Genomic DNA, 22,054 nt, shown 5'->3' on the forward strand with positions numbered 1-22,054 from the left:
ACCTGAATCAGTCATGTCATCGCATAAATTCGGTCTCAACCTGGTGGTGGTCGTGGCGGTCGCTTCGCTCTTCACCGGTTTCTGGGCACTCTACAATCTACCGGTCACCGCACCGGACTGGCCCGAGCAGATTTCCGGCTACTCCTTCTCGCCATTCCGTCCGGGGCAGAATCCCCAGGAGGGCGTCTACCCGAGCGACGAGGAGATTCGCGCCGACCTGGAGCTCCTCAGCCGGCAGACCGATAGCATCCGCACCTATTCGGTGGACGGCGCCTTGGCCAACGTGCCGCACCTGGCCGAGGAATTCGGCCTGCGGGTGACCCTGGGCATCTGGATCAGCGAGGACATCGAGCGCAACGAACTGGAAATCGCCAAGGCCATCGAACTGGCCAAAAGCTCGCGCAGCGTGGTGCGCGTGGTAGTCGGCAACGAGGCGCTGTTCCGCGGCGAGATCACCGTGGACGCACTGATAGCTTACATCGACCGGGTACACGCCGCAGTCAAGGTGCCGGTGACCACTTCCGAGCAGTGGCACATCTGGCAAGAGTACCCGGAGTTGGGACGCCACGTCGACCTGATCGCCGCGCACATCCTGCCCTACTGGGAGTTCGTGCCGATGGAGGACTCCACTCAGTTCGTCCTCGACCGCGCCCACGACCTGAAGAAGCTGTTCCCGAGAAAGCCGCTGCTGCTCTCGGAGGTCGGCTGGCCGAGCAACGGCCGTACCCGCGGCGGCGCCGAGGCCTCCGTGGTCGACCAGGCGCTCTACCTGCGCACCCTGGTCAACACCCTCAACGCCCAAGGCTACAACTACTTCGTCATCGAGGCCTTCGATCAGCCCTGGAAGATCGATGACGAAGGTTCTGTGGGCGCCTACTGGGGCGTCTACAACTTCTGGCGCCAGCCCAAGTTCGCCTTCGAAGGGCCAGTAGTGGCCATTCCCCAGTGGCGCCTGCTGGCGGTCGGCTCGGTGGTCCTCGCCCTGCTGGCCCTGGCCCTGCTGCTAATCGACGGCAGCGCGCTGCACCAGCGCGGGCGCACCTTCCTGACCTTCGTCGCCTTCGCCTGCGGCTCGATCCTGGTATGGATCGGCTACGACTACAGCCAGCAGTACAGCACCTGGTTCAGCCTCACCGTCGGCTTCCTCCTCGCCCTAGGCGCGCTCGGCGTGTTCATCGTGCTGCTCACCGAGGCCCACGAACTGGCCGAGACGGTATGGATGCTCAAGCGTCGCCGGCCGTTCCCGCCAGTCACCGGCGACAGCGCCTACCGGCCCAAGGTGTCGATCCACGTGCCCTGCTACAACGAGCCGCCGGCGATGGTCAAGCAGACCCTCGACGCCCTCGCCCGTCTGGACTATCCGGACTACGAGGTGCTGGTGATCGACAACAACACCAAGGACCCGGCGGTCTGGAAACCCCTCGAGGAGCACTGCGCGCGCCTCGGCCCGCGTTTCAAATTCTTCCACGTCGCGCCGCTGGCCGGCTTCAAGGGCGGTGCGCTGAACTATGTGATGCAGCACACCGCAGCGGATGCCGAGGTGATTGCGGTGATCGACTCCGACTACTGCGTCGAGCGCGACTGGCTCAAGCATATGGTGCCGCACTTCGCCGACCCGAAGATCGCCGTGGTGCAGTCGCCGCAAGACTACCGCGACGATCGGGAGAGCGCCTTCAAGAAGCTCTGCTACGCCGAATACAAGGGTTTCTTTTACATCGGTATGATCACCCGCAACGACCGCGACGCGATCATCCAGCACGGCACCATGACCATGACCCGGCGCTCGGTGCTGGAAGAGCTGGGCTGGGCCGACTGGTGCATCACCGAGGACGCCGAGCTGGGCCTGCGGGTGTTCGAGAAGGGCCTTTCCGCCGCCTACTCGGAACGCAGCTACGGCAAGGGCCTGATGCCCGACACCTTCACCGACTTCAAGAAGCAGCGATTCCGCTGGGCCTATGGCGCCATTCAGATCATGAAGCGCCATAGCCGCAGCCTGCTGTGGGGCAAGGACACCGAACTGACCCGCGGCCAGCGTTACCACTTCCTTGCCGGCTGGCTGCCATGGATCGCCGACGGGCTAAACATCTTCTTCACCCTCGGCGCCCTGCTCTGGTCGGCGGCGATGATCATCGTGCCGCATCGGGTCGATCCGCCGCTGCTGATCTTCGCCATCCCACCCTTGGCGCTGTTCGCCTTCAAGGTCGGCAAGATCCTCTTCCTGTACCGCCGTGCGGTGGGCGTCAACCTCAAGGATGCCTTCTATGCCGCGATCGCCGGCCTGGCGCTGTCGCACACCATCGCCAAGGCGGTGCTCTACGGCTTCGTCACCAGCAGCATCCCGTTCTTCCGCACGCCGAAGATGGCTACCAGCCATGGCATTCTATTGGCCCTGGCGGAAGCCCGCGAGGAAGTCGTCATCATGCTCGTGCTGTGGGGCGCGGCCGCCGGCATCGCCTTAGTGCAGGGCTTCCCGAGCAACGACGTGATCTTCTGGGTGGTGGTCCTGCTGATCCAGTCGCTGCCCTACCTGGCAGCGCTGATCATGGCCCTGCTGTCGTCGCTGCCGAAGAAGGCCCAGGAAGCCCCGCTCGCCGAGGCCGCCTGAGGCACGGCATCTCTACCGGGCTCCGGCCCGGCAGGGCGGCAGCCGCCTACCCTTATCCTGTACACCGGCAAGGCCGCTGCAGTCGAGCAGCGGTTTTTGCCTTAAAATGACGCCCTTTTCCCGCCGCTCCGGAGCTGCAATGACTGCCCCAGCCCTCTCCCCCACCCTGGCGCTCGCCTGCGAGCTGATCAACCGTCCCTCGGTCACGCCACTGGACGAAGGCTGCCAAGCGTTGATGATGGCCCGCCTGAGCGCCGCCGGCTTCGCCCTGGAGCCGATGCGCATCGAGGAAGTGGAGAATTTCTGGGCCCGCCGTGACGGCGGCGTGGGCGAGGACGGGCCGGTACTGTGTTTCGCCGGCCACACCGACGTGGTGCCGAGCGGCCCGCCCGGCGCCTGGCGATCCCCCCCCTTCGAGGCCGGCATCGACGACGCCGGCATGCTCTGCGGGCGCGGCGCGGCGGACATGAAGGGTAGCCTGGCGGCCATGGTAGTCGCGGTGGAGCGCTTCGTCGTCGACCACCCGCGCCATCGCGGAGCGATCGCCTTCGTGATCACCAGCGACGAGGAAGGCCCGGCGCAGCACGGCACCCGCGCGGTGGTCGAGCGCCTGCGCGCGCGCGGCGAACGCCTCGACTGGTGCATCGTCGGCGAGCCGTCGAGCAGCGCGGCGCTCGGCGACACGGTGAAGAACGGCCGCCGCGGTTCCCTCGGCGCGACCCTGACAGTGCGCGGCAAACAGGGCCACGTGGCCTATCCGCAACTGGCCAGGAACCCCATCCATCTGGCCGCACCGGCCCTCGCCGAGCTCGCCGCCGAGCACTGGGACGACGGCAACACCTTCTTCCCGCCGACCAGCTTCCAGATCTCCAACATCAATGCCGGCACCGGCGCGAACAATGTGATCCCCGGCGAGCTGCAGGTTATCTTCAACTTCCGCTTCTCCACCGCATCCACGGTGGAGGGCCTGCAGCAGCGCGTTACCGCGATCCTCGACCGCCACGACCTGGACTGGCACATCGACTGGGCACTGTCCGGCCTGCCGTTCCTCACCGAGCCCGGCGAGCTGCTGGACGCCGTGTCGGCCAGCATCCGCGCGGTGACCGGCAGGGAAACCACGCCCTCGACCAGCGGCGGCACCTCCGACGGACGCTTCATCGCCACTCTGGGCACCCAGGTGGTCGAGCTCGGCCCGCTCAATGCCACTATCCATCAGATCGACGAACGCATCCTGGCCAGCGATCTGGATCTACTCACCGAGATCTACTACCAGACCCTGGTGCGGCTGCTGGCATGCTGATCTGTCCGCTCTGCCAGGGTGCGCTGCAGCGCGACGAGCGGGGTGTCGCCTGTCCCGCCGGACACAGCTTCGACCGCGCCCGGCAGGGCTACCTGAATCTCTTGCCGGTGCAGCACAAGAAGAGCCGCGACCCCGGCGACAACCAGGCGATGGTCGAGGCCCGCCGGCGCTTCCTCGACGCCGGTCACTACGCCCCCCTGGCCCGCCGCCTGACCGAACTGGCCGCCGAACGCGCGCCGCGCCGCTGGCTGGACATCGGCTGCGGCGAGGGCTATTACACAGAGCAACTCGCCGAAGCCCTGCCCCAAGCCGACGGCCATGCCCTGGACATCTCCCGCGAGGCGGTCAAGCGGGCCTGCCGCCGTGCGCCGCAGCTGACCTGGCTGGTCGCCAGCATGGCCCGGGTGCCGCTGGCCGACGCCAGTTGCGACCTGCTGGCCAGCGTGTTCAGCCCGCTCGACTGGCAGGAGGCCCACCGCCTGCTGGCGCCCGGCGGCGGCCTGTTGCGCATGGGGCCGACCCGCGAGCACCTGCTGGAACTGCGCGCCAGGCTTTATGACGAAGTGCGCGAATACGACGATCAGAAGCATCTGTCGCTGATTCCGTCAGGCATGCGCCTGACCGCCAGCGAAACCCTAAGCTACCGGCTGCGTCTGGATAGCGCCGAGGCCCGCGCCGACCTGCTGGCGATGACCCCGCACGGCTGGCGCGCCAGCGCCGAGCGGCGCGCCGCCGTGATCGCCGCCCCCTTAGAGGCCACAGTCGCCATACGTTACGATTGGATTGAAAGAAGCTAGGGGATTCGCCATGCGCCAACCCGATATCGAGATCTACCTGAAGGACGGAGATCAGCAGGTCGTCACCGACTGGCTGAATGCAACGATCGGTCCCTGCACGCCCTGGCAAAGCAAGGGCCAGACCTTCAAGTGCGAGGCGGCCAACGGCGCACCCGTCACCTGGCTGCCGAACGCGGTGGGCAAGTGGCACAGCCTGTTCATCGAAAGCGAGCGGACGCCCTGGGAGAATGACCTGTCCTTTGCCCGCGCCGCCTACGCTGCACTGGGCGTGGAGATCCGCTGTGCGCCGGGAGGCTGGCAGGAAGAGGAAGACATCGACGCCACCGACCGCTGGATCAAGATCAACGGCGATGGCGAGCAGGAGTTCATCTGGCGGACCCAGTGAACGATTCTGGAAGGCACCGGCGGCTGCCGAAACCCGCAAGCGAACAGGCCCGTCGCTTGACGGGCCTGCCGGAAACTACACTCTGGAGACGTCTTCCGCCTGCAGGCCCTTCTGGCCCTGGATAACCGAGAACTCCACCTTCTGTCCCTCGATCAGGGAGCGATGACCGTCGCCGCGGATAGCGCGGTAATGGACGAACACGTCCGGGCCGCTCTCGCGCTGAATGAATCCATAGCCCTTGGCATCATTGAACCACTTGACGGTTCCGACCTCACGATCAGCCATTAACACTCTCTCCAAACATGCAATTTTGTTGTTTGCCTTACCAGAGGCCCCGCAGGCCCGGCGGACGTGCTCCAAACCCTCAAACATGCTCGTTTCGCTGGGGTGTTGAAGGCGCATCCCTGGAAGCGCCGCTCGGGCAGTATAAAACAACCGCCCGGACTAGGAAGGACTTTTTGCCGCAGGTAGCGCAAGCCCCCCAGATCAATAAATCAGGCGAAAATTTGAATATTTCGACTGATTTCAGAGTGTTCGCCCGCTCCGCGGGCAAATACCCCCCTGTCGCTCGCCACCTGCGACGCTCCCTCAGACCCGGCGCCGGCGGCGCCACAGCCAGGCCGCCAGCACCCCCAGGGTCAGCAATAGCGGAACCAGGGCTATGTTGATGAACTTGAGGGTACGCCCAAGGGCCTCGATGTCGGCGTTGAGCTGATAGCGCACCTCGCGCAGCTCCTTGCGGATGCGCAGCTTCTCCTGGAGGAACTGCTGCAGCGTGGCCTGCTGCTCGGGGCTCAGTTCCAGGGCCTTGCCCGGCTCCTCGCTGCGCTGCAGGGCGGCGAGCTGCTGCTCGGTCTGGGCCAGACGCTGCTGCAGTACCTCCTCCTTCTCGCGGAAGCGCGCCTCGGCCTCGCGCTGCAGCGCCTCGACCACCACGAACGGGCGGCTGAAGCGGCCGCGCGAGCGCACCTCGATCAACGAGTCGGAGCCGGCCAGGTTGTCCAGCGCATTGATCACGAAGCTGGCGTTGTCGGCGAACGGCTGCGGAATGCGCTGGCCGAAGAAGTCCTGCACCCGCACCCACATGCGGTCGCTGAGCAGATCGCTGTCGGCGACCACGATCAGGTTGATGTTGTCGGCCGCCTTGAGGCCATCTCCGCGCCCCTCGATGCCATCCGGATAGGCCGACTTGGCCGGTCCATTGATCCGCGCGGCGAGGGCGTAGCGCTCGCCGGTCGGCTGCAGGTCGCCGAGCAGTGCCTGTGGGTCGTCGATGGCAGCGACGCGCTCGGCATCCAGCGGCATGGCGTAGGCAGAACTCTGGATGAGCGGCACGAAGCGGGTCGAGGCGCCCTCCACAGGATCGAGGATGCCGGCGCTGGCGACAGTCAGGCTTTCCAGCCCGGCGGTGCTGACATCCTCGCCGTCCAGCGCCGCGGGTGGCAGGTTCAGCCAGGCGGGATGGCGCACTGCCCGCTGCCCCTGGCCAATGCTCACCGCCATGGCGTAGGCACCGTCGCCGAGCACCTCGCCGGGACGCAGGCGCACTCCCCAGGCCTTGAACAGCGGCTCCAGGTCAGATGCCCGACCACTTCCCATCTCGCCGGACAGCCCCATGCCGCTGTCGGCCTCGCTGAGCGGATCGACGAAGGCCAGCAGCTTGCCGCCGCGCAGCACGAACTGGTCGATGGCGTAGAGGGTCTGCTCCGGCAGTTGCTTCGGGTGTACCAGCAGCAGCACCGAGACTTCCTCGGGAATCTGGTCGACGCCAGCTTCCAGACTTTCGATGTGAAACAGCTGGCGGATCTCCTCGAGCACCATCCAGGGCTGCGTCGGCTGCCCGGCCAGCATGTCGAAGCCACCGCTCAGCTGCAGCCCGGAGAGCACTCCGACCACCGGCAGCTCGGGATGGGCCAGGCTCTGCACCAGGCGACTGATCTGGTACTCGAGGAACTCCTCCTGGTCCAGCGGAAAGAACGGGATCACTTGGGTATTTCCCGCGGGATTGCGGCCAGCCAGGCCGAAGTAGACCTGCTCGCCGCCCTGGTTCAGCGGCACCGCCTGCAGACCGAACTCGGCGGCGCGGTCCTCGTCTTCGGAGAATGGCTCGGGATCGACGATGTGCAGCCGCAGCTTGCCGTCCGCGACCCGCTCGTAGGCTTTGAGCATTTCCTCGACGCGCCGGGCGTAGTTGCGCAGCGGCGCCAGCTCGCGGGTGGCCTGGTCGGAGTAGAAGAAGTACAGGTCGAGCGGCTCGTCCAGCTCGGCGAGGATCTGCTCGGTGCCGGCCGAGAGGGTGTAGAGCTTCTGCTCGGTGAGGTCCAGACGGGCGTTGCCGAGCAACTGGCCGGAGAGGATGTTGAAGGCGAGGAACGCTACGCCGATGAGCAGCAGCCCAGCGCCGGAATACAGGATTTTCTTCATGTCAGTCGGCCTTCTTCAGATCGAGCACCACGACGGTGGCAGCCAGCCAGGCGGCGATCAGGGAGACGAAGTAGAGCAGATCGCGCAGGTCGAGCACGCCCTTGCTGATCGCGTCGAAGCGCACCAGGAAGCTCAGCGAGGCCACTGCATCGATCAGCCACTGCGGCGCCCAGCCGGCGAAGGCGTCGAGCACCAGCGGAAAGCCGCTGACGATGAACAGGAAGCTCAGGCTGACCGCGAGGATGAAAGCAATCACCTGGTTCTTTGCCAGCGCCGACATGCACGAGCCGATCGCCAGGTAGGCGCCGGCCAGCAGCCAGCTGCCGAGATAGCCGGTGAGAATCGCGCCGTTGTCCGGCTCGCCCAGGTAGTTGACGGTGAGCACCATGGGAAAGGTCAGCAGCAGGGCCAGGCCGGCGAACGCCCAGGCGGCGAGGAACTTGCCGGCGACCGCCTCGAAACGGCTGATCGGCAGGGTCATCAGCAGCTCGATGGAGCCCGACTTGCGCTCCTCCGCCCAGAGGCGCATGGCGATGGCCGGCACCAGGAACAGGTAGAGCCAGGGATGGAAATTGAAGAAAGGCGCGAGGCTCGCCTGGTTGCTCTCGAAGAAGCGGCCCAGATAGAAGGTGAACACCCCGGAGAGGACCAGGAAGATCAGGATGAACACGTAGGCCAGGGGCGTGGCGAAATAGCTGCCCAGCTCGCGCTTGAAGACCGCCGATAGCTGCCTCATGCCGCTTCCCCCCGGGTCAGGCTGCGGAACACCTCGTCGAGGCGGCCACGCTCCACGTCCAGCTCGCGCACCTCCCAGCCGCGCTGGTGGATCAGTGCATTGACCTGGGGAAAGATCACCTCTCCGGGCCTGGCCAGCACGGTGAGGCTGCCCTCCAGGGGATTGGCCTCGACCCCGGCGACACCCGGCAGCGCCGCCAGTGCGTCCTGCTCCAGGCCCTCGCCGACCAGGGTCACCGCCTGGTGGTAGCGCGAGCGGCTTTCCAGCTCCAGCGGCGTGCCGTCGGCCACCAGCCGGCCGGCGGCGATGATCAGCGCGCGGCTGCACACCGCTGCCACTTCCTCGAGAATATGGGTGGAGATGATAACGATCCGGTCGCGGGCAAGATCGCCGATCAGTTGGCGCACCTGATGCTTCTGGTTGGGATCGAGGCCGTCGGTCGGCTCGTCGAGGATCAGCACCGGCGGTTCGTGGAGGATCGCCTGGGCCAGGCCGACCCGGCGCTTGAAACCCTTGGAGAGAGTTTCGATGCTCTGTCCGAGGACCTTCTCCAGCTCCAGCCGGGCCACCGCCGCCGCGACCCTGCGCCGCTTCTCCGCACCGCGGAAACCGCGCACCTCGGCGATGAAGCCGAGGAAGCCCGCCACATGCATGTCGCCGTAGCAGGGCGCGCCTTCCGGCAGGTAGCCGATCCGCCGCTGGGCCTGGAGGGTCTGACGCCGGATGTCGAAGCCCAGGATGCTCGCGCTGCCAGAGGTCGGCGCGAGAAAGCCGGTGAGCATCTTCATGGTAGTGGACTTGCCGGCGCCATTGGGGCCGAGAAAGCCCAGTACCTCCCCTGGCCGGACATGGAAGGACAGATCGTCCACCGCGGTGTGCTGCGCGAAGCGCCTGGTCAGGTTGTTTATCTCGATCATAGCCTCTCATCCGTGTAGTGAAGCCTTCCTGCCAGCCGACAGCCCTGCGCAGGAAGCGTCTCGTTCGATCCGTTGAAAAGTAGCGCGAAAGCCAGGCATATCCGGGCCGGCAAACCGGCCTCCGGAGTCCATGGCCGTATATAGAGGCTTTCCAACGGCCGGTGGTGAATGCCGGCGGACTATAAGGAGTCCGTCGACGGCATGGCAAGACGCCGCCTGGCGCCGGAACCTTTCGGCAAGTCGCCCTGCGCCACGCGGCAGGCGGCCATTTCGCGAAAGCGTGGATGTCCCGCCCGCCTCGGCTAAGCTGGCCGCCCCTTTTCCGCACGGAATGCCATCATGCGTCGTTTGCCCTGCTGCTCGCAGGCCTCATGCTGAGCGCCAACGCCTTCACCCTCTCCCTTGCTGATCTCACGCAACAGGACGCCGGCGGCGGACTCAAGGATGCGCTCAGCCAGGGCGCCAGTTGGCCGTGCAGCAACCGGGCAAACCCGGCGGCTTCAGCAACGATCCCGAAGTGCGCATCGAACTGCCGGGTAAGCTCGGCAAGGTCGCCAGGACCATGAAGATGATGGGCATGGGCAGCCAGGTCGACCTACTGGAGGCCCGCATGAACCAGACCGCCGAGGCCGCCGTGCCGCAGACCAAGTAACGCCGCTCCCTCAGCCCTTCAGCGACTGCAGCGCATAGATATCGTAGCGGCTGGACTTGCCGTCCAGGCTGTAGCCCGGCTTCGGTCCGGCGATGCAGGGCGCCTTGCGCGGGCGCTTGACCACTACCCGGTGGCTGGCCAGCGCCAGGGCGGCCTCGAGCAGTGCTGGCGCGTCCGGGTCGTCGCCCACCAGTGGGCGGAACAGGCGCATCTCCTTCTTCACCAGGGCGCTCTTGTCACGGTGGGGAAACATAGGGTCGAGGTGAATCACCTGTGGCGGCTCCTCTGCCCAGGCGTGCATCTGCTCGATGGCGTCGCCGCTGCGCAGGATCATGCGCGCAACCACGGGGGCAACGTCGGGATCGCGGGCGGCACGGACCAAGCCGTCCTCGAGCAGCGCGCCGATCAGCGGCTGGCGCTCGATCAGGGTCACCTCACAGCCCAGGCAGGCGAGCACGAAGGCGTCACGCCCCAGCCCAGCGGTGGCGTCGAGCACTCGTGGCCGCACGCCCGGCTGCACACCGACCGCCTTGGCGATCATCTGTCCGCTGCCGCCGCCGAACAGCCGCCGATGCGCCACCGCGCCCTCGACAAAGTCGACCCGCACCGGCCCGGGCGCCTGCGGCCCCAGCTCGGCCAATTGCAGGCCCTGCTCGCCGAGCTGCAGGGCGAATTGCGCCTCGCCGCCGAGCGGCAGGTCCAGGCGCTCGGCCAGGCTCTGTGCAGCTTCATGAAATACCGGGTCCAGGGCCTCGACCCGGATACGTACCGCAGGACATTCATCGATCATTGCAAAACGCTCGAAAATGGCCGCACGGGCGGCCGCCAACTTCAAATTCGGCATTCTGCCAGAGTTGGGGCCATTCCCAGCGCTCCCGGCAGGTTCATGCCATCCGGGCCTGGCGGCTTGTTTGGTTGATTGGATCAGTCAATTTCGGCGCTCGAGGCTCCGATATTGCGTTGCCATTCCTCGCCATAGCCCTGCCATGACTCGTCGCGGCGCCTTGTCTCGAAACCCCGATCATCCGAACCTGCGTTAACCAATCAACCGCACAGGCCACTAGCGACAGAGCCGCCCTGGGCCCATGTCGACATGCAGATGGTCGCGATGTGCGGCGTTGTAATCCGGGCCCAGAGTGACGTTGAAGGAATGGCAGGCGGTATCGCGCACCAGGCGCAGAAAGCGCGCCGATGCATCATCTCCCGCCCAGTCGCGGGCCACGGTGATGCGCCGGCCGTCATGCAGGCGGAAGCCGGCGATGTCCAGTGCGTTGGCGCTGGCGTGCTGGCTGCGCCTTGCGCTGCGGGCGATGTTGCGGCAGGCGAAGCTGCCATAGTGCTCGATACGCACCACCGGTTGGCCGAATACCTGCAGGGCGGCGGGCTGTAGGCCATGCCGCTCGAACAGCGCATAACCGACGGCGAGCGGGCAGGTGGCGGTGAGGCTGGCATTGAAGGCGACTTCGGAAGAGTGCAAGAGAACGCTGTTCTCGATCGAACAGCCAGGCGCCGGCCGGCTGTCGGCCAAGGGAGCGTAGCGCAATGTGGAACTGGCCAGGGCCTCGGCGCAGAGCGCGGAATTATGCTGCAGACGCCACTGCTTGAAGGACGTGAGCAGGTTCGGCGGTTCACGCACATCCAGCGGCGCCCAGGGATTCCAGCGGGGCGGCACGGCTGGCCAGGCCTGCCAGCCGACCCAGGCGAGCCCCGCCAGCAGTGCGCACAATAAAAACATGCGAACGATGAACATGTCCTTGAGGCAGCGGAAAGGCGGCTTGGTTGCGCCCTAGCACTACAGTTGCATTTTTGCGCTGATATGAGCTTGCCGGACCCTGGCCTGATGAGCCCTTCGCCAGAGCGACCAGGCGATGATGTGAACCGGATCTACCCGTCGCAGCGCAAGCCTGAGGGTGAGGCGCCGAATTTCCTGAACAGACCAGCGAGTCAGCTCTGCCGAAGGGGACTCGCCAGCCGCCTGGCTGTTTTGGGGGGAGCCATGACATTGGCTCGATGGCGAACCGCTGCCAGCAGGGCAAAGGCGAGCATGACCAACGAGACATGGCGGTACCAGCCGTGCCAGGACGGGTTTCGTTATGATCGAGCCCCCACGCGTTCTGGACGGCCTCGTCGTCGGACAGATGCTCGAGCACATAGGCGCGCACCAGATCGCGCAGGGCATCGGCCTCCCAGCGACCACGGCCGAGAATGGCCTGTTGACGCCAGGGGCCGGGATCGCCGGCTGCCTCGGCGCGCATCCAGCCGGTCTTGCGTGGCTCGTTGCCCAGCAGGCCATCGAGGAACAAGCCGGCAGAGGCCGCCACTCGCTCCTGGGTAAACAGGGGGCGCATACGCGCCTTGACTTCGCGCAGCGATGAAGCCCACAGCTCCAGGGTTGTCTCGATCGATGCAGTTGTCATCCGGTCTCTCCCAGGCAAGGGAATACATCAAGCAAGGCAGATGAAGGCTAAATATGCAACTGTAGTGATAGTGCAGTTTCATGGATATGGTTGTGAAAAGTGCGGCGCCGGGCGATGCCCTGACCCATGAAAGCACCTTTATTATTCGTTCGCCCCTTGAGTACCGGGGAGCGGCAGGCCCTGCAGGCCGGTCTGCGTGCCCGTGAGTCCTTCACCCTGCTGCGCTGCCAGATCCTGCTGGCCAGTGCCGAGGCAAGACCGCCACAGAAATCGCCAGCCTAATCGATCCAGGATCTGCATGACGCTTTTAGGCGGTGCGCTGATGCCGATAGCCCTGGGTGCGGTGATTGACATCTTTGGTGCGGCGATTTCCTATGCGTTGCCGGGATTCTGCTTTCTCGTGGTTGCGGCATATGGCCTGTTCGATCTGCGCTTGCCAGCACGAAAGGTGGCCGAGCCCGTGTGATGACAGCCCACTGCGCGCCTGCCTGCCGCTCACCCGGCTGGCCTTGGCCGATCTGGAACGGCAGGCCGAAGCACACATGGCCGGTGCGCTGGTCACCCTGCGCCAAATGCTGGTTGGCTTCGGACGTGACCTGTACTACCTGATCTCCACGACGTACCTTGTCGCTCGCTGTCAACCGGCATTGCCGTCACCGCAGAAGCGCAATATGGCGTCCGCGACCGTTCCTGGGGCCTCGCGTTGCGGAAAGTGCCCGACGCCAAGCAGCTCCTGGCGTTCATACCCCCCACGAAGAAGCTCTCCTTGCCCGCCGAACTGGCCGGCTGGTTGCAAGTATCGGCGCTGCCGTGCAGGACCAGCGTCGGCACCGCCAGGCTCGGCGCTGGATTCAGGCAGGCCTCGTCTGCGGCATAGGTGGAGTCGCCCTCGGCGAAGCCCCAGCGGTGGCGGTACGAGTAGAGCACGACCTGAGACCAGTCTGGAAGTGGTGGACAGCGGCAGCTTCGCCTTGGCCGCGGAACACTTGGCCCTGACGCCTTCGGCAGTCAGCGGGCACATCAAGCGCCTGGAGCAATCCAGCGGCGCCATGCTGCTGGCGCGGACCACGCGACGCTTCGAGCTGACCCCGGCCGGCGAGTTGTTGTATGCCTATGCGCGCAACATCGTGGACTTGGAGCGCGAAGTTCGGGCCCGGCTGCGCGGTGCGCCGTTGAAGGGACGGTTGCGCGTCGGCGCGTCAGAGGACTTCGCCGGAACCTGGTTGCCGCGCATCCTGCAGACGTTCCGCCGTTGGCATCCCGATGCCTCTATCGAGCTGAAGGTTGGCGTGACGGCCGACCTGCTGCGGCATAAGTCGAATAGCCGGCTGGATGTGGTGTTCGGCAAACAGTGCGTGCTCGTGCCCGACATCGGTGAGCTGATGTGGGAGGAAGATTTGATATGGGCATTTGCTGCGAACCAGGACTTCGATGCGGCTTCAACCGTTCCGTTGGCCGTCTTCCCCGAGCCCTGCGTCTACCGCGAGTCGGCGCTGATCGCTCTCGGCCACTCGATGCGCCCATGGCGCCTGGTCTTCGAGAGCAGCAGCATGGCCGGCTGCCTAGCGGCCGCCCTGGCTGGCTTCGCTGTTACGCCAGTGGCGCGCAGCCAGTTATGCGATGGCTTAAGGACTCTAGGCGCGCAGAACGGTATGCCCAACCTGCCAATGGTCCGCTTCTATGCCTTCCCACGAAACGACTCGGCGGCAGTGCAAGCGTTGATATCAGCTGTGCGAAAAGCTGGTCAGCAACACCGATTTTCGGGAAAACAATAGCGAATAAATGTGGAGTAGCTAGGGCCGTTGACGATTCACATGGGGAGCCATAGAAACCCACAGGCCATGGTCACCATGCTCTCGTGATTTCGCTTCAGCCTGTCGTAGCGGAACGCCACGGCACGGCACGGTAATGTTTCAGCCGCGCAAAGGCATTCTCGACCAGATGCCGGTAGCGATACAGCCCCCGGTCCAGATCGGCATTGCCCTTGATCGAGTTGCGCTTTCGGGGAATGACCGCCCGGGCGCCCTGCGCCTCGATCCGTTCGCGGATGCGCTCACCGTCATGGCCCTTGTCGGCCACGATCACCGCGGCGGACGGCAGCTGTGCAATCAGCTCGGGGGCCGAGCTACAGTCATTGACCTCGCCCCCGGTGATCTCGAAGGCCACGGGCAATCCATGCGCATCGACGGCCAGGTGGATCTTGCTCGTGTGTCCCGCGCGGCTTTTGCCGATGGCTTCGGGCTGGTCGCTGGCCGCACCGGCACAGTGCTGGTGGGCCTTCACAGAGGTGCCATCGATGAAGGCCCACTCGAGATCGGGCTCCTCGATCAATGCCTGGAAAACCTTGAGCCACTTGCCGGCTGCCGACCACGCGTTGAAACGCTTGCAGACCCGGTTCCAGCCTCCGAAGGCGCTGGGCAGGTCTCTCCACGGGCTGCCTGCGCGCATCCGCTAGGGCCTGTTAACACTACTCTCCGCGAGCCGCGTTGCCGCGCCAAATGGCGCCAGGCGAGGCGCGGGACGCAGGGAATGGCATTCCCTTGCCAAGTCCCGCAACGACGCATGGCGCCATTTGCCGCGCAACCCGCAGGGACGGGCCTGTTTTTGCGCGATGTGTCGTTGCTCGTCGTTCATTTGGAATGACCAAACTTCTCTCCTCGCGCCTAACCCCGCGCAAAAACAGGCTCCGTCGCGGTCGCGTGGAGTAGTGTTAACAGGCCCTAGATAAGGCGGGAGTCGAGGGGAAATTTCTCTACCTGAATACTCGCCCCTCCAGCCTCGGGGTGCAGCGGATTGAGCAGGCGATGGGGCGGGGAGCATCACTTTCACATACTGGCCTCAACGATCTCCTTCAAATGCTCCGCGTCTTTGTCCTTCAAGTCCAGGGGTTGAGCATTGCAACACCCGTCCGCTCGAAATCCGCCACGTTCCGGGTCACGACCGTCATGCCGTGAACGAGCGCCGTCGCAGCAATAAGCGCATCGCGCTCGCTCTTCTGATCCGGCACATGCAGCCTCGCGCACCGGAGAGCCACGGCGGTATCCACTGCCAGAATGCGTCCGGCAAAAGCCAGGAAGGGTGTGCTGATCGAGCCACGCTCGCAGAAGCGCCCTTTGAGTCGGCTCCTTTCGTTCACGCAGCAATACTCCGGTTTCCAACTCCATCACCGAGATGGCCGACAGGTACAACTCTCCGACCTGAACGCTTTGCGCCCAAGCTACAACACCGGTATCGGCCTTGCCCTGCTTGGCCTTACGCAACTCGGAGACAACATTGGTAGCGAGCAAGAACATCAAGAAAAATCCACCGGCTTCGTCTTGATCGCGGCGCGAGGGGCTTCAAACTCCACATCCTCTCCCACTGGCATTGCCAGGATGTCGATGATGTTGGGTTGGCTGCCGGTCAGTCGCAGATATTCTTCGATGCACAGCAGAACGTGAGCCGGTTTCCCGCGATCTGTGATGAACACAGGCCCGGTCAGCGCGGCCTTCTTTGCCCGGCTGGTGTCGTGATTGAACTCCCGGCTAGAAATGGTCGTCGGCATAGTCTGCTCCTCTAACGTCAATGCAGGCATGTTTCTACATCATGGCAGCAGACCCACATCTATAGCAGCGCTACCTTGAAGGCGAGGCGGATTTTCTCGCAACCGTTTTTCCTGCTGGGGATAGGCGCCAGCAGGCTTGCCAACGGCAGCAGGGAGAAATTTTCTCCTGCGTTTTCTCAGGACTGATTGGCCCGGCGCTCGCCTACCGGTAAAGCCGGCCCCCGTTCCGATACCACCTGCCAGCCACAGTCCTCCTCGTCCCAATCCGTGCCGCCTCCGACCATGCAGGGCAATCGCGCTATGAATCTTCTGCCTCAAATAGCAGCTGTGTTCGGTACGGCGCATGGGTGCAGGCCCGCATGCGCCGCCTGCCGATGCTCAGCTTGCTGCTGTCGTGCTGTCGTATCAGGTTCAGGGCGGCCCGACGTATCACGGCCAGGTTGCTGGCCGAGTGATCCTTGCGACTGCGATTGGCATCCTCCCGAAACTGCACATCCAATACCCAGTGCTGGCTGTCCTGCATCCAGCGCGCGAATGCGTCGGCGAAGGCCTTGCGCTCCAGGCGCCCGATGACGTCGCTGAGGGTATCGTGCGAGGGAATGCCGTTGGCCAGCGGCAGGAACTCGCGCAGCCAGGCTTCGTTCTCGTGGGCGAAGTCCTAGATGCTGACCCAGTCGTCATAGCCGCACAGGGTGGCGCAGAGGGTGATCATGGCGATGTCCTGCAGGGCATGCAGCTTGTTGCGGGTTTCATGGCGGGGGTCGATGAGTTCGGCGCAGTAGGGCTGGGGATTGGGCAGCATGAGAGGGGCTCGAAAAGATTCCATCCGCTACCGGCAATCGTCGCCAAAGGCAAGAGGGATATAGCGCGATTGCCCTGTTTCACTGGCAGACCGGGAGAAACCCTATACATGTGCCTATGGTGAGTACGCTCATGACACGATAGTACTAAACAAATCACAGGCCGCTTCGTCTTTGAAGGCAGACGACCCGCATGCCGGTTCCCAGGCCGGCAGAGGATGGATTCGCTTCCCTTCAACCGCACGAGGCTGCCCATGTCCACCAGTTGCTTTGACCGCGAAGACGAGACCTTCATCGTTCTCGCTAACCACGAGGAAGAGTACTCCATTCGGCCCCACTGGAAGGTTGTCGAGGCAGAGAAGGGCGACAGGAAGACCGTGCTCGAATACGTCGAGAACGTTTGGACCGACATGCGCCCGCTGCACCAATGGATGGACGAACAGGCCATGCGGACGGCCGACGCTCCAGCTACGACCGCACAGTGATCCGTTCCATGCAGCTGCCTTTCATCGACCTGCTGGCCCGGCCGTGCGACGGCACCAGCGCGACCCTGTGCCTGTGCTGGCGCCGCCCACTGCCGGAGCGGATTCGCACCATCCGGCTTAGCGAAGATCGACATCGTGCATCCTGGCATGGTGCTCCAGCCCAAGACACTGCCGCTCAGCCTGGTTTTTCAGCACTCCTAGGTGCTCTCGGCGCGTGGTGTGGGAGCGCTGAACGTCGAGGCCGGCCAGCTTGCTGCCCAACTGGAGCGGCTCCTGAAAGGGTTCTTTAAACGGACTGGTCGCCGAGGGGCGCAGCGCCTGCGACGTGGAGCTGTATCCCGCCACCTTCTTCAAGACTCCCCGACGATCGCCGCGCTGGCGGCGTTCGCCGAAACCTGACTGATCGAAGAAATCGAGAACGCCGATTCGGCCGCCGCGGCCCTGGATCGTGCGCCTGCAACCGCTTGAGAGGCTCGTCATGCCCGATCCGCAAGACCTTTTCGAACGCCGTGCCAAGCTCAGTCCCGAGCAGCTTGCCAAGCTGCGGACCCGCCTGCGGGGCGGGGCTGCCGCCGCCACGGCGCAGCACAGCATCCCGCGTCGCCCGTCGTGCGACCGGGCTCCCCTGTCGTTCGCCCAGCAGCGCCAGTGGTTTTTGTGGAAGTTCGATCCGACAAGCGCCGCCTACCACTTGAGCGGTGGCCTGGCGTTCGTCGGTCGCCTCGATGTTCCGTCGCTCCGCGCCAGCATCGAGGCCCTCGTCGCCCGCCACGAGTCGCTGCGGACCGTCTTTCGGGAAGGCGGCGATGGCCTGGCGGAGCAGTTCGTCCAGCCGGCGCCGGCTATCGAGCTGCCCTGCATCGATCTCGCCGGCCTCGAAGCCGCCGCGCGCGAGTCGCGCATTCAGGACGAAGTACGGCTGATCTGCGCGACGCCCTTCGATCTCGCCCATGGCCCGCTGCTTCGCGTGGCGCTGCTCAAGACCGGGGAGGAGGAGCACCGGCTGGTGGTGGTGATGCACCACATTGTGTCGGATGGCCAGTCCACCCAGCTCATTCTCGACGAGCTGGCGGCCCTGTACCGGGCGCACCGGCAAGGCCAGCCGGCCGGGCTGCCGGAGTTGCCGATCCAGTACGCCGACTATGCCGTATGGCAGCGGCAGTGGCTCGACGGGGCGGAGGGCGAGCGCCAGCTCGCCTGGTGGCGCCAGCAACTGGGCGACGAGCAGCCTGTTCTGGCGCTGCATACGGATCGGCTGCGTCGGGCCGATGGCCAGTACGCCGCCGCCCTGCACAGCGTCGCGCTGGGCGAGGATCTGCTGGACCGGCTCAGGCAGCAGGCACAGGCGCAGGGCGGCACGCTGTTCATGGCCCTGCTGGCGGCCTTCCAGGCGCTGCTGTTCCGCCATACCGGCCAGACGGATATCCGCGTCGGCGTGCCCATCGCCAACCGCAACCGGGCGGAAGTGGCCGGTCTCGTCGGCTTCTTCGTCAACACCCAGGTGCTGCCTGCCCGCCTCGACGGACGGATGACCCTGGCCGAGCTGCTGGGGCAGATCCGGGACAGGGCGCTGGGCGCCCAGGCGCATCAGGACCTGCCCTTCGAACGGCTGGTGGAGGCGCTGCAGCCAGAGCGCAGCCAGGGCATCAACCCGCTGTTCCAGGTGATGTTCAACCACTTGCGACAGGACCATCGCTCGCTGGCGCAGTGGCCCGACGTGGCCGTGCAGCGGCTGGACTTCGACGAACAGGTCGCGCAGTTCGAACTGACACTGGAGACCTGCGAGACCGAGGACGGCAGGGTCGAGGCGCGGTTCCGCTACGCGCGCGAGCTGTTCGAGCCCGAAACCATCGAGCGCCTGGCGGGGCATTACCTGACCGTGTTGCGCGCACTGGCCGAGCGGCCGGAACAGGCACTGGGCGATGTGGAGCTGCTGGACGAAGCCGAGCGGGCGCAGTTGCGCCAGTGGGGCGAGAACCCGCAGCGCTACCCGGATGCCGAGCCAGTGCACCGGCTGTTCGAGCGGCAGGCGCAGGAGCGGCCGCAGGCCACGGCGCTGGTCTTCGGTGACGAAGAACTGAGCTACGCCGAGCTGAACCGCCGGGCCAACCGCCTGGCGCACCGGCTGATCGCCCTGGGCGTCGCGCCGGAGACCAAGGTGGGCATCGCGGTGGAGCGCTCCGTCGAGATGGTGGTGGGCCTGTTGGGCATCCTCAAGGCGGGCGGGGCCTACGTGCCGCTCGATCCGGACTATCCGGCCGAGCGGCTGGCCTACATGGTCGAGGACAGCGGCATCGGGCTGCTGCTGACGCAAAGCCACCTCGTGGAGCGGATCGCCGGCGGTCGGGCGCTGGTCGTACTGGCGTTGGACAGCCTCGATCTCGACGGCGAGCCCGAGCAGGACCCGCCGATCGAGCCGCACGGCGACAACCTCGCCTACGTGATCTACACCTCGGGCTCCACCGGGCGGCCCAAGGGGGTGATGGTGCGTCATCGATCACTCAGCCACTTCTTGCTCAGCATGAGAGTCCAGCCGGGGATGGCTGCAGAAGACGTTCTGGTCGCCGTCACCTCCTTGTCGTTCGATATTGCTGCGCTTGAGCTGTATCTGCCTCTTCTGTGCGGCGCCCGGATCGTCGTGGCGGCAAGAGAGTTTGCGCGGGATGGGGCGGCTCTTGGGCAGCTCATTAGGGAGTGCGGAGCAACGATGCTCCAATCTACCCCCGCAGGCTGGCGGCTTCTACTGGCTGGCGGATGGCGCGGTGGCCATTGCGGGACATTCAAGGGACTGTGCGGCGGAGAAGCGTTGCAGGTGGATCTTGCACGCGATCTGCGGAACCTGGGTGTCGAGCTCTGGAACATGTACGGTCCGACCGAGACCACAATTTGGTCGACGGTGGAGCAAGTGTGCCGAGAGCCCGGTATTGGCGGGGCCATCGCTGCAACGCAGCTCTATGTCCTGGATTCGGCTCTGAATCTCACGCCACCAGGCGGGGCGGGCGAGCTGTACCTGGGTGGGGTGGGCCTGGCGCGCGGTTATCTGAACCGGGCAGCTCTGGCGGCCGAGCGCTTCGTGGCCGATCCGTTCGGCACGGGCGAGCGGCTCTATCGTACCGGCGACCTGGTGCGCTGGAACGCGGAAGGTCGGCTGGAGTACCTGGGGCGCCTCGACCATCAGGTGAAGGTGCGCGGTTTCCGCATCGAGCTGGGCGAGATCGAGGCGCAGCTGCTGGCCCAGCCCGAGGTGCGCGAGGCAGTGGTGGTGGCCAAGGAAGGGCCGGGCGGGGCGTTGCTGGTGGGCTATGTGGCGGCGCCGGGCGGGCAGGCGCTCGACGGCGGCCTGCTGCGCGAGCGGCTGGGCCGGTTGCTGCCGGACTACATGGTGCCGAGCGTCCTCGTGACGCTGGAGGCCCTGCCGCTCACTCCGAACGGCAAGGTGGACCGCAAGGCGCTGCCCGAGCCGGAGCTGGCCGGCGAGCGGACCTACGAGGCGCCGCAGGGGGAGGTCGAGGAAACCCTGGCGGCGATCTGGGCCGAGGTGCTGGGCGTCGAGCGCGTGGGACGCCAGGACAACTTCTTCGAGCTGGGCGGGCATTCCCTGCTGGCCATTCAGATCACGGCGCTTCTCGCCCAGCGTCACGCGTGCGAGCTGGCCGTCCGACATTTCTTCGACGCTCCGACCCTCCAGGCGCTCGCTCAGGCGCTCGCTGCGCATCTGCCGGCCGGAGGCCTGCTCGCGCGGGGCTCCAAAGAGAAACGGCTGGCGGAAATCGACTCTCTTCTGAACGAATTTGAGGTTTGATCCATGGCACTTGACGATCAGCAGATTGCCCGGCGTTTCGCCGCCCTGGCGCCCGACGCGCGGCGTGGATTCCTTGCGAAGCTTCAGGAGGCCGGTCTCAGCTTCGCCGAACTGCCCATCGTATCGGCCGATCGCGGCGGCCCGCTGCCGCTCTCCTACGCCCAGCGCAGCCTATGGCTGACCTGGCGGTTGGAGCCGGCGAGCCCGGCCTACAACATGCCCGGGGCGCTTCATCTCAAGGGCATCCTCGACGCCGGCGCGCTGGAGTTCGCGCTCCAGGCCCTCGTCGGGCGTCATGAGATCCTGCGGACGCTCTATCCCACGCGCGGCGATGGCGAACCGGAGCAACGGATTCTGGCCGAGGCGGCGATAGCGCTGCCCGTCACGGATCTGCGCGGCCTGCCGGGCGAGTCGCGGGTGGACGAGGCGCGGCGCCTGCAACGCGCTTTCGCCGAGACGCCCTTCCGGCTCGATGCCGAGCCGCCGCTGCGTGCCGCTCTGTGGCGGCTCGCCGATGACGAACACATTCTCGGCCTCGCGCTGCACCATATCGCCGGCGATGGCGGGTCGATCCAGATTCTGTTCGACGAACTCTTCGCCCTCTATGAAGCCGGCTGCAGCAGCGGCCAGCCCCGGCTCGCGCCGCTGCCGATCCAGTTCGCCGACTATGCGCTCTGGCAGCGGAACTGGTTCGAGGCGGGCGAGCGGGAGCGTCAGCTCGCCTGGTGGTGCGCCCGTCTCGGCAGCGAGCATCCGCCCACGGCGTTGCCGCTGGATCGGCCGCGAGGCCTGTCGGCCGATCTACAGGAGGGACGCTGCGGCTTCCGCCTGCCTGGCGCGTTGAGCGAAGGGCTGCGCGGCTTGGCGCGCACACAGAATGCCTCCCTGTTCATGGTGATGCTGGCGCTGCTGAAGCTGACCCTCTATCGCTTCGGCGGCCAGAGCGATCTGCGGGTCGGGTCGCCGATCGCCAACCGGCAGCGCGCGGAGACCCGCGGGCTGATCGGCTACCTGACCAACGTGCAGGTGCTGCGCACCCGGGTCGAGGCCTCCGGGAGCTTTTGCGCACTGCTGGCGGCAGTACGCGACACGGTGCTCGACGCGCAGGCGCATCCCGACCTGCCCTTCGACTTGCTGGTCGAGGCCCTGCAACCCGAGCGGCAGCCCGGCCTGCACCCGCTGTTCCAGGT

18 protein-coding genes and 6 pseudogenes are annotated in these 22,054 nt (G+C 65.7%); 11 read left to right on the top strand and 13 right to left on the bottom strand.

Annotated features, from left to right (window positions below; all coding sequences use genetic code 11):
• Positions 1-13 precede the first annotated feature (13 nt).
• The 4 genes from ACYVD0_RS15780 to ACYVD0_RS15795 all read left to right on the top strand — a co-directional run bounded on the left by ACYVD0_RS15780 (position 14) and on the right by ACYVD0_RS15795 (position 5,087).
• Positions 14-2,605 (top strand): glycosyltransferase, encoded by a 2,592-nt coding sequence (locus ACYVD0_RS15780; RefSeq protein WP_460427690.1) that lies wholly within the window; start codon positions 14-16, stop codon positions 2,603-2,605.
• 139 nt (positions 2,606-2,744) lie between these two features.
• Positions 2,745-3,905, top strand: a complete 1,161-nt coding sequence (gene dapE / locus ACYVD0_RS15785; protein WP_460427691.1) for a succinyl-diaminopimelate desuccinylase — start codon at positions 2,745-2,747, stop codon at positions 3,903-3,905.
• Positions 3,899-4,702 carry a class I SAM-dependent methyltransferase gene (locus ACYVD0_RS15790; RefSeq protein ID WP_460427692.1) on the top strand — a complete coding sequence of 268 codons (804 nt, stop codon included), beginning with the start codon at positions 3,899-3,901 and terminating at the stop codon, positions 4,700-4,702. Before dapE ends, ACYVD0_RS15790 begins: the two co-directional genes overlap by 7 nt.
• Positions 4,703-4,712: 10 nt before the next feature.
• Complete coding sequence (locus tag ACYVD0_RS15795; protein WP_460427693.1) at positions 4,713-5,087, top strand: hypothetical protein; 375 nt, start codon at positions 4,713-4,715, stop codon at positions 5,085-5,087.
• Between the two features lie 75 nt (positions 5,088-5,162).
• On the opposite strand, the gene ACYVD0_RS15800 is transcribed toward ACYVD0_RS15795, so the two are convergent.
• The 4 genes from ACYVD0_RS15800 to ACYVD0_RS15815 form a co-directional block, all read right to left on the bottom strand.
• Entirely contained in the window at positions 5,163-5,372 is a 210-nt protein-coding gene (locus ACYVD0_RS15800; RefSeq protein ID WP_460427694.1) for a cold shock domain-containing protein, read from the bottom strand.
• A gap of 303 nt (positions 5,373-5,675) precedes the next feature.
• Positions 5,676-7,511 carry a Gldg family protein gene (locus tag ACYVD0_RS15805; protein WP_460427695.1) on the bottom strand — a complete coding sequence of 612 codons (1,836 nt, stop codon included), beginning with the start codon at positions 7,509-7,511 and terminating at the stop codon, positions 5,676-5,678.
• 1 nt (position 7,512) lies between these two features.
• Positions 7,513-8,247: an ABC-2 transporter permease gene (locus tag ACYVD0_RS15810; RefSeq protein WP_460427696.1), complete on the bottom strand. Its 735-nt coding sequence runs from the start codon at positions 8,245-8,247 to the stop codon at positions 7,513-7,515.
• Positions 8,244-9,164 (bottom strand): ABC transporter ATP-binding protein, encoded by a 921-nt coding sequence (locus ACYVD0_RS15815; RefSeq protein ID WP_460427697.1) that lies wholly within the window; start codon positions 9,162-9,164, stop codon positions 8,244-8,246. The genes ACYVD0_RS15810 and ACYVD0_RS15815 overlap by 4 nt, the downstream gene beginning before the upstream one ends.
• A gap of 371 nt (positions 9,165-9,535) precedes the next feature.
• Here ACYVD0_RS15815 and ACYVD0_RS15820 point away from each other — a divergent pair.
• Positions 9,536-9,813: pseudogene (locus ACYVD0_RS15820) on the top strand (DUF4197 family protein); the annotation flags it as partial.
• Positions 9,814-9,826: 13 nt separating this feature from the next.
• Here the strand turns inward: ACYVD0_RS15820 and ACYVD0_RS15825 are convergent.
• The 3 genes and pseudogenes from ACYVD0_RS15825 to ACYVD0_RS15835 all read right to left on the bottom strand — a co-directional run.
• The gene (locus tag ACYVD0_RS15825; protein WP_460427698.1) at positions 9,827-10,606 is read right to left on the bottom strand and encodes a class I SAM-dependent methyltransferase; all 780 of its coding nucleotides are present in this window, start codon (positions 10,604-10,606) and stop codon (positions 9,827-9,829) included.
• Positions 10,607-10,876: 270 nt separating this feature from the next.
• Entirely contained in the window at positions 10,877-11,551 is a 675-nt protein-coding gene (locus ACYVD0_RS15830) for an extensin-like domain-containing protein (RefSeq protein ID WP_460427699.1), read from the bottom strand.
• Positions 11,552-11,933: 382 nt separating this feature from the next.
• Positions 11,934-12,233 (bottom strand): annotated as a pseudogene (locus ACYVD0_RS15835) (IS701 family transposase); the annotation flags it as partial.
• 126 nt (positions 12,234-12,359) lie between these two features.
• Here ACYVD0_RS15835 and ACYVD0_RS15840 point away from each other — a divergent pair.
• Positions 12,360-12,515: a hypothetical protein gene (locus ACYVD0_RS15840; RefSeq protein WP_460427700.1), complete on the top strand. Its 156-nt coding sequence runs from the start codon at positions 12,360-12,362 to the stop codon at positions 12,513-12,515.
• Positions 12,516-12,555: 40 nt separating this feature from the next.
• Positions 12,556-12,699 (top strand): hypothetical protein, encoded by a 144-nt coding sequence (locus ACYVD0_RS15845; protein WP_460427701.1) that lies wholly within the window; start codon positions 12,556-12,558, stop codon positions 12,697-12,699.
• 171 nt (positions 12,700-12,870) lie between these two features.
• On the opposite strand, the pseudogene ACYVD0_RS15850 reads toward ACYVD0_RS15845, so the two are convergent.
• Positions 12,871-13,178: pseudogene (locus ACYVD0_RS15850) on the bottom strand (alpha/beta fold hydrolase); the annotation flags it as partial.
• Between ACYVD0_RS15850 and ACYVD0_RS15855 the strand changes: the two are divergent.
• A complete protein-coding gene (locus tag ACYVD0_RS15855) occupies positions 13,175-14,008 on the top strand; it encodes a LysR family transcriptional regulator (RefSeq protein WP_460427734.1) in 834 nt (277 codons plus the stop codon). The pseudogene ACYVD0_RS15850 and the gene ACYVD0_RS15855 overlap by 4 nt on opposite strands.
• A 35-nt stretch (positions 14,009-14,043) precedes the next feature.
• Here the strand turns inward: ACYVD0_RS15855 and ACYVD0_RS15860 are convergent.
• The 4 genes and pseudogenes from ACYVD0_RS15860 to ACYVD0_RS15875 form a co-directional block, all read right to left on the bottom strand.
• Positions 14,044-14,684: pseudogene (locus tag ACYVD0_RS15860) on the bottom strand (IS5 family transposase); the annotation flags it as partial.
• A gap of 424 nt (positions 14,685-15,108) precedes the next feature.
• Positions 15,109-15,526, bottom strand: a pseudogene (locus ACYVD0_RS15865) (PIN domain-containing protein).
• Complete coding sequence (locus ACYVD0_RS15870) at positions 15,526-15,777, bottom strand: type II toxin-antitoxin system Phd/YefM family antitoxin (protein ID WP_460427702.1); 252 nt, start codon at positions 15,775-15,777, stop codon at positions 15,526-15,528. The pseudogene ACYVD0_RS15865 and the gene ACYVD0_RS15870 overlap by 1 nt, the downstream one beginning before the upstream one ends.
• Positions 15,778-16,075: 298 nt before the next feature.
• Positions 16,076-16,603, bottom strand: a pseudogene (locus tag ACYVD0_RS15875) (ISAs1 family transposase).
• Between the two features lie 228 nt (positions 16,604-16,831).
• Between ACYVD0_RS15875 and ACYVD0_RS15880 the strand changes: the two are divergent.
• Complete coding sequence (locus tag ACYVD0_RS15880) at positions 16,832-17,062, top strand: MbtH family NRPS accessory protein (RefSeq protein WP_460427703.1); 231 nt, start codon at positions 16,832-16,834, stop codon at positions 17,060-17,062.
• Positions 17,063-17,179: 117 nt separating this feature from the next.
• On the opposite strand, the gene ACYVD0_RS15885 is transcribed toward ACYVD0_RS15880, so the two are convergent.
• A complete protein-coding gene (locus ACYVD0_RS15885) occupies positions 17,180-17,542 on the bottom strand; it encodes a hypothetical protein (protein ID WP_460427704.1) in 363 nt (120 codons plus the stop codon).
• Between ACYVD0_RS15885 and ACYVD0_RS15890 the strand changes: the two genes are divergently transcribed.
• Positions 17,541-20,864 (top strand): non-ribosomal peptide synthetase, encoded by a 3,324-nt coding sequence (locus ACYVD0_RS15890; protein WP_460427705.1) that lies wholly within the window; start codon positions 17,541-17,543, stop codon positions 20,862-20,864. The two genes, ACYVD0_RS15885 and ACYVD0_RS15890, sit on opposite strands and share 2 nt — an antisense overlap.
• A 3-nt stretch (positions 20,865-20,867) precedes the next feature.
• On the top strand, positions 20,868-22,054 hold a 1,187-nt coding region (locus ACYVD0_RS15895; RefSeq protein ID WP_460427706.1), incomplete at its 3' end, for a condensation domain-containing protein.

It is taken from the genome of Azotobacter armeniacus (genome assembly GCF_054779355.1).

What these genes read in the sequence shown, in the direction of transcription:
- ACYVD0_RS15815 (WP_460427697.1), bottom strand. Translation starts at nt 9,164, where the DNA reads ATGATCGAGATAAACAACCTGACCAGGCGCTTCGCGCAGCACACCGCG.
- ACYVD0_RS15845 (WP_460427701.1), top strand. Translation starts at nt 12,556, where the DNA reads ATGCCGATAGCCCTGGGTGCGGTGATTGACATCTTTGGTGCGGCGATT.
- ACYVD0_RS15780 (WP_460427690.1), top strand. Translation starts at nt 14, where the DNA reads ATGTCATCGCATAAATTCGGTCTCAACCTGGTGGTGGTCGTGGCGGTC.
- ACYVD0_RS15840 (WP_460427700.1), top strand. Translation starts at nt 12,360, where the DNA reads ATGAAAGCACCTTTATTATTCGTTCGCCCCTTGAGTACCGGGGAGCGG.
- ACYVD0_RS15800 (WP_460427694.1), bottom strand. Translation starts at nt 5,372, where the DNA reads ATGGCTGATCGTGAGGTCGGAACCGTCAAGTGGTTCAATGATGCCAAG.
- ACYVD0_RS15885 (WP_460427704.1), bottom strand. Translation starts at nt 17,542, where the DNA reads ATGACGAGCCTCTCAAGCGGTTGCAGGCGCACGATCCAGGGCCGCGGC.
- ACYVD0_RS15805 (WP_460427695.1), bottom strand. Translation starts at nt 7,511, where the DNA reads ATGAAGAAAATCCTGTATTCCGGCGCTGGGCTGCTGCTCATCGGCGTA.
- dapE (WP_460427691.1), top strand. Translation starts at nt 2,745, where the DNA reads ATGACTGCCCCAGCCCTCTCCCCCACCCTGGCGCTCGCCTGCGAGCTG.
- ACYVD0_RS15790 (WP_460427692.1), top strand. Translation starts at nt 3,899, where the DNA reads ATGCTGATCTGTCCGCTCTGCCAGGGTGCGCTGCAGCGCGACGAGCGG.
- ACYVD0_RS15890 (WP_460427705.1), top strand. Translation starts at nt 17,541, where the DNA reads ATGCCCGATCCGCAAGACCTTTTCGAACGCCGTGCCAAGCTCAGTCCC.
- ACYVD0_RS15810 (WP_460427696.1), bottom strand. Translation starts at nt 8,247, where the DNA reads ATGAGGCAGCTATCGGCGGTCTTCAAGCGCGAGCTGGGCAGCTATTTC.
- ACYVD0_RS15880 (WP_460427703.1), top strand. Translation starts at nt 16,832, where the DNA reads ATGTCCACCAGTTGCTTTGACCGCGAAGACGAGACCTTCATCGTTCTC.
- ACYVD0_RS15795 (WP_460427693.1), top strand. Translation starts at nt 4,713, where the DNA reads ATGCGCCAACCCGATATCGAGATCTACCTGAAGGACGGAGATCAGCAG.
- ACYVD0_RS15830 (WP_460427699.1), bottom strand. Translation starts at nt 11,551, where the DNA reads ATGTTTTTATTGTGCGCACTGCTGGCGGGGCTCGCCTGGGTCGGCTGG.
- ACYVD0_RS15825 (WP_460427698.1), bottom strand. Translation starts at nt 10,606, where the DNA reads ATGATCGATGAATGTCCTGCGGTACGTATCCGGGTCGAGGCCCTGGAC.
- ACYVD0_RS15870 (WP_460427702.1), bottom strand. Translation starts at nt 15,777, where the DNA reads ATGCCGACGACCATTTCTAGCCGGGAGTTCAATCACGACACCAGCCGG.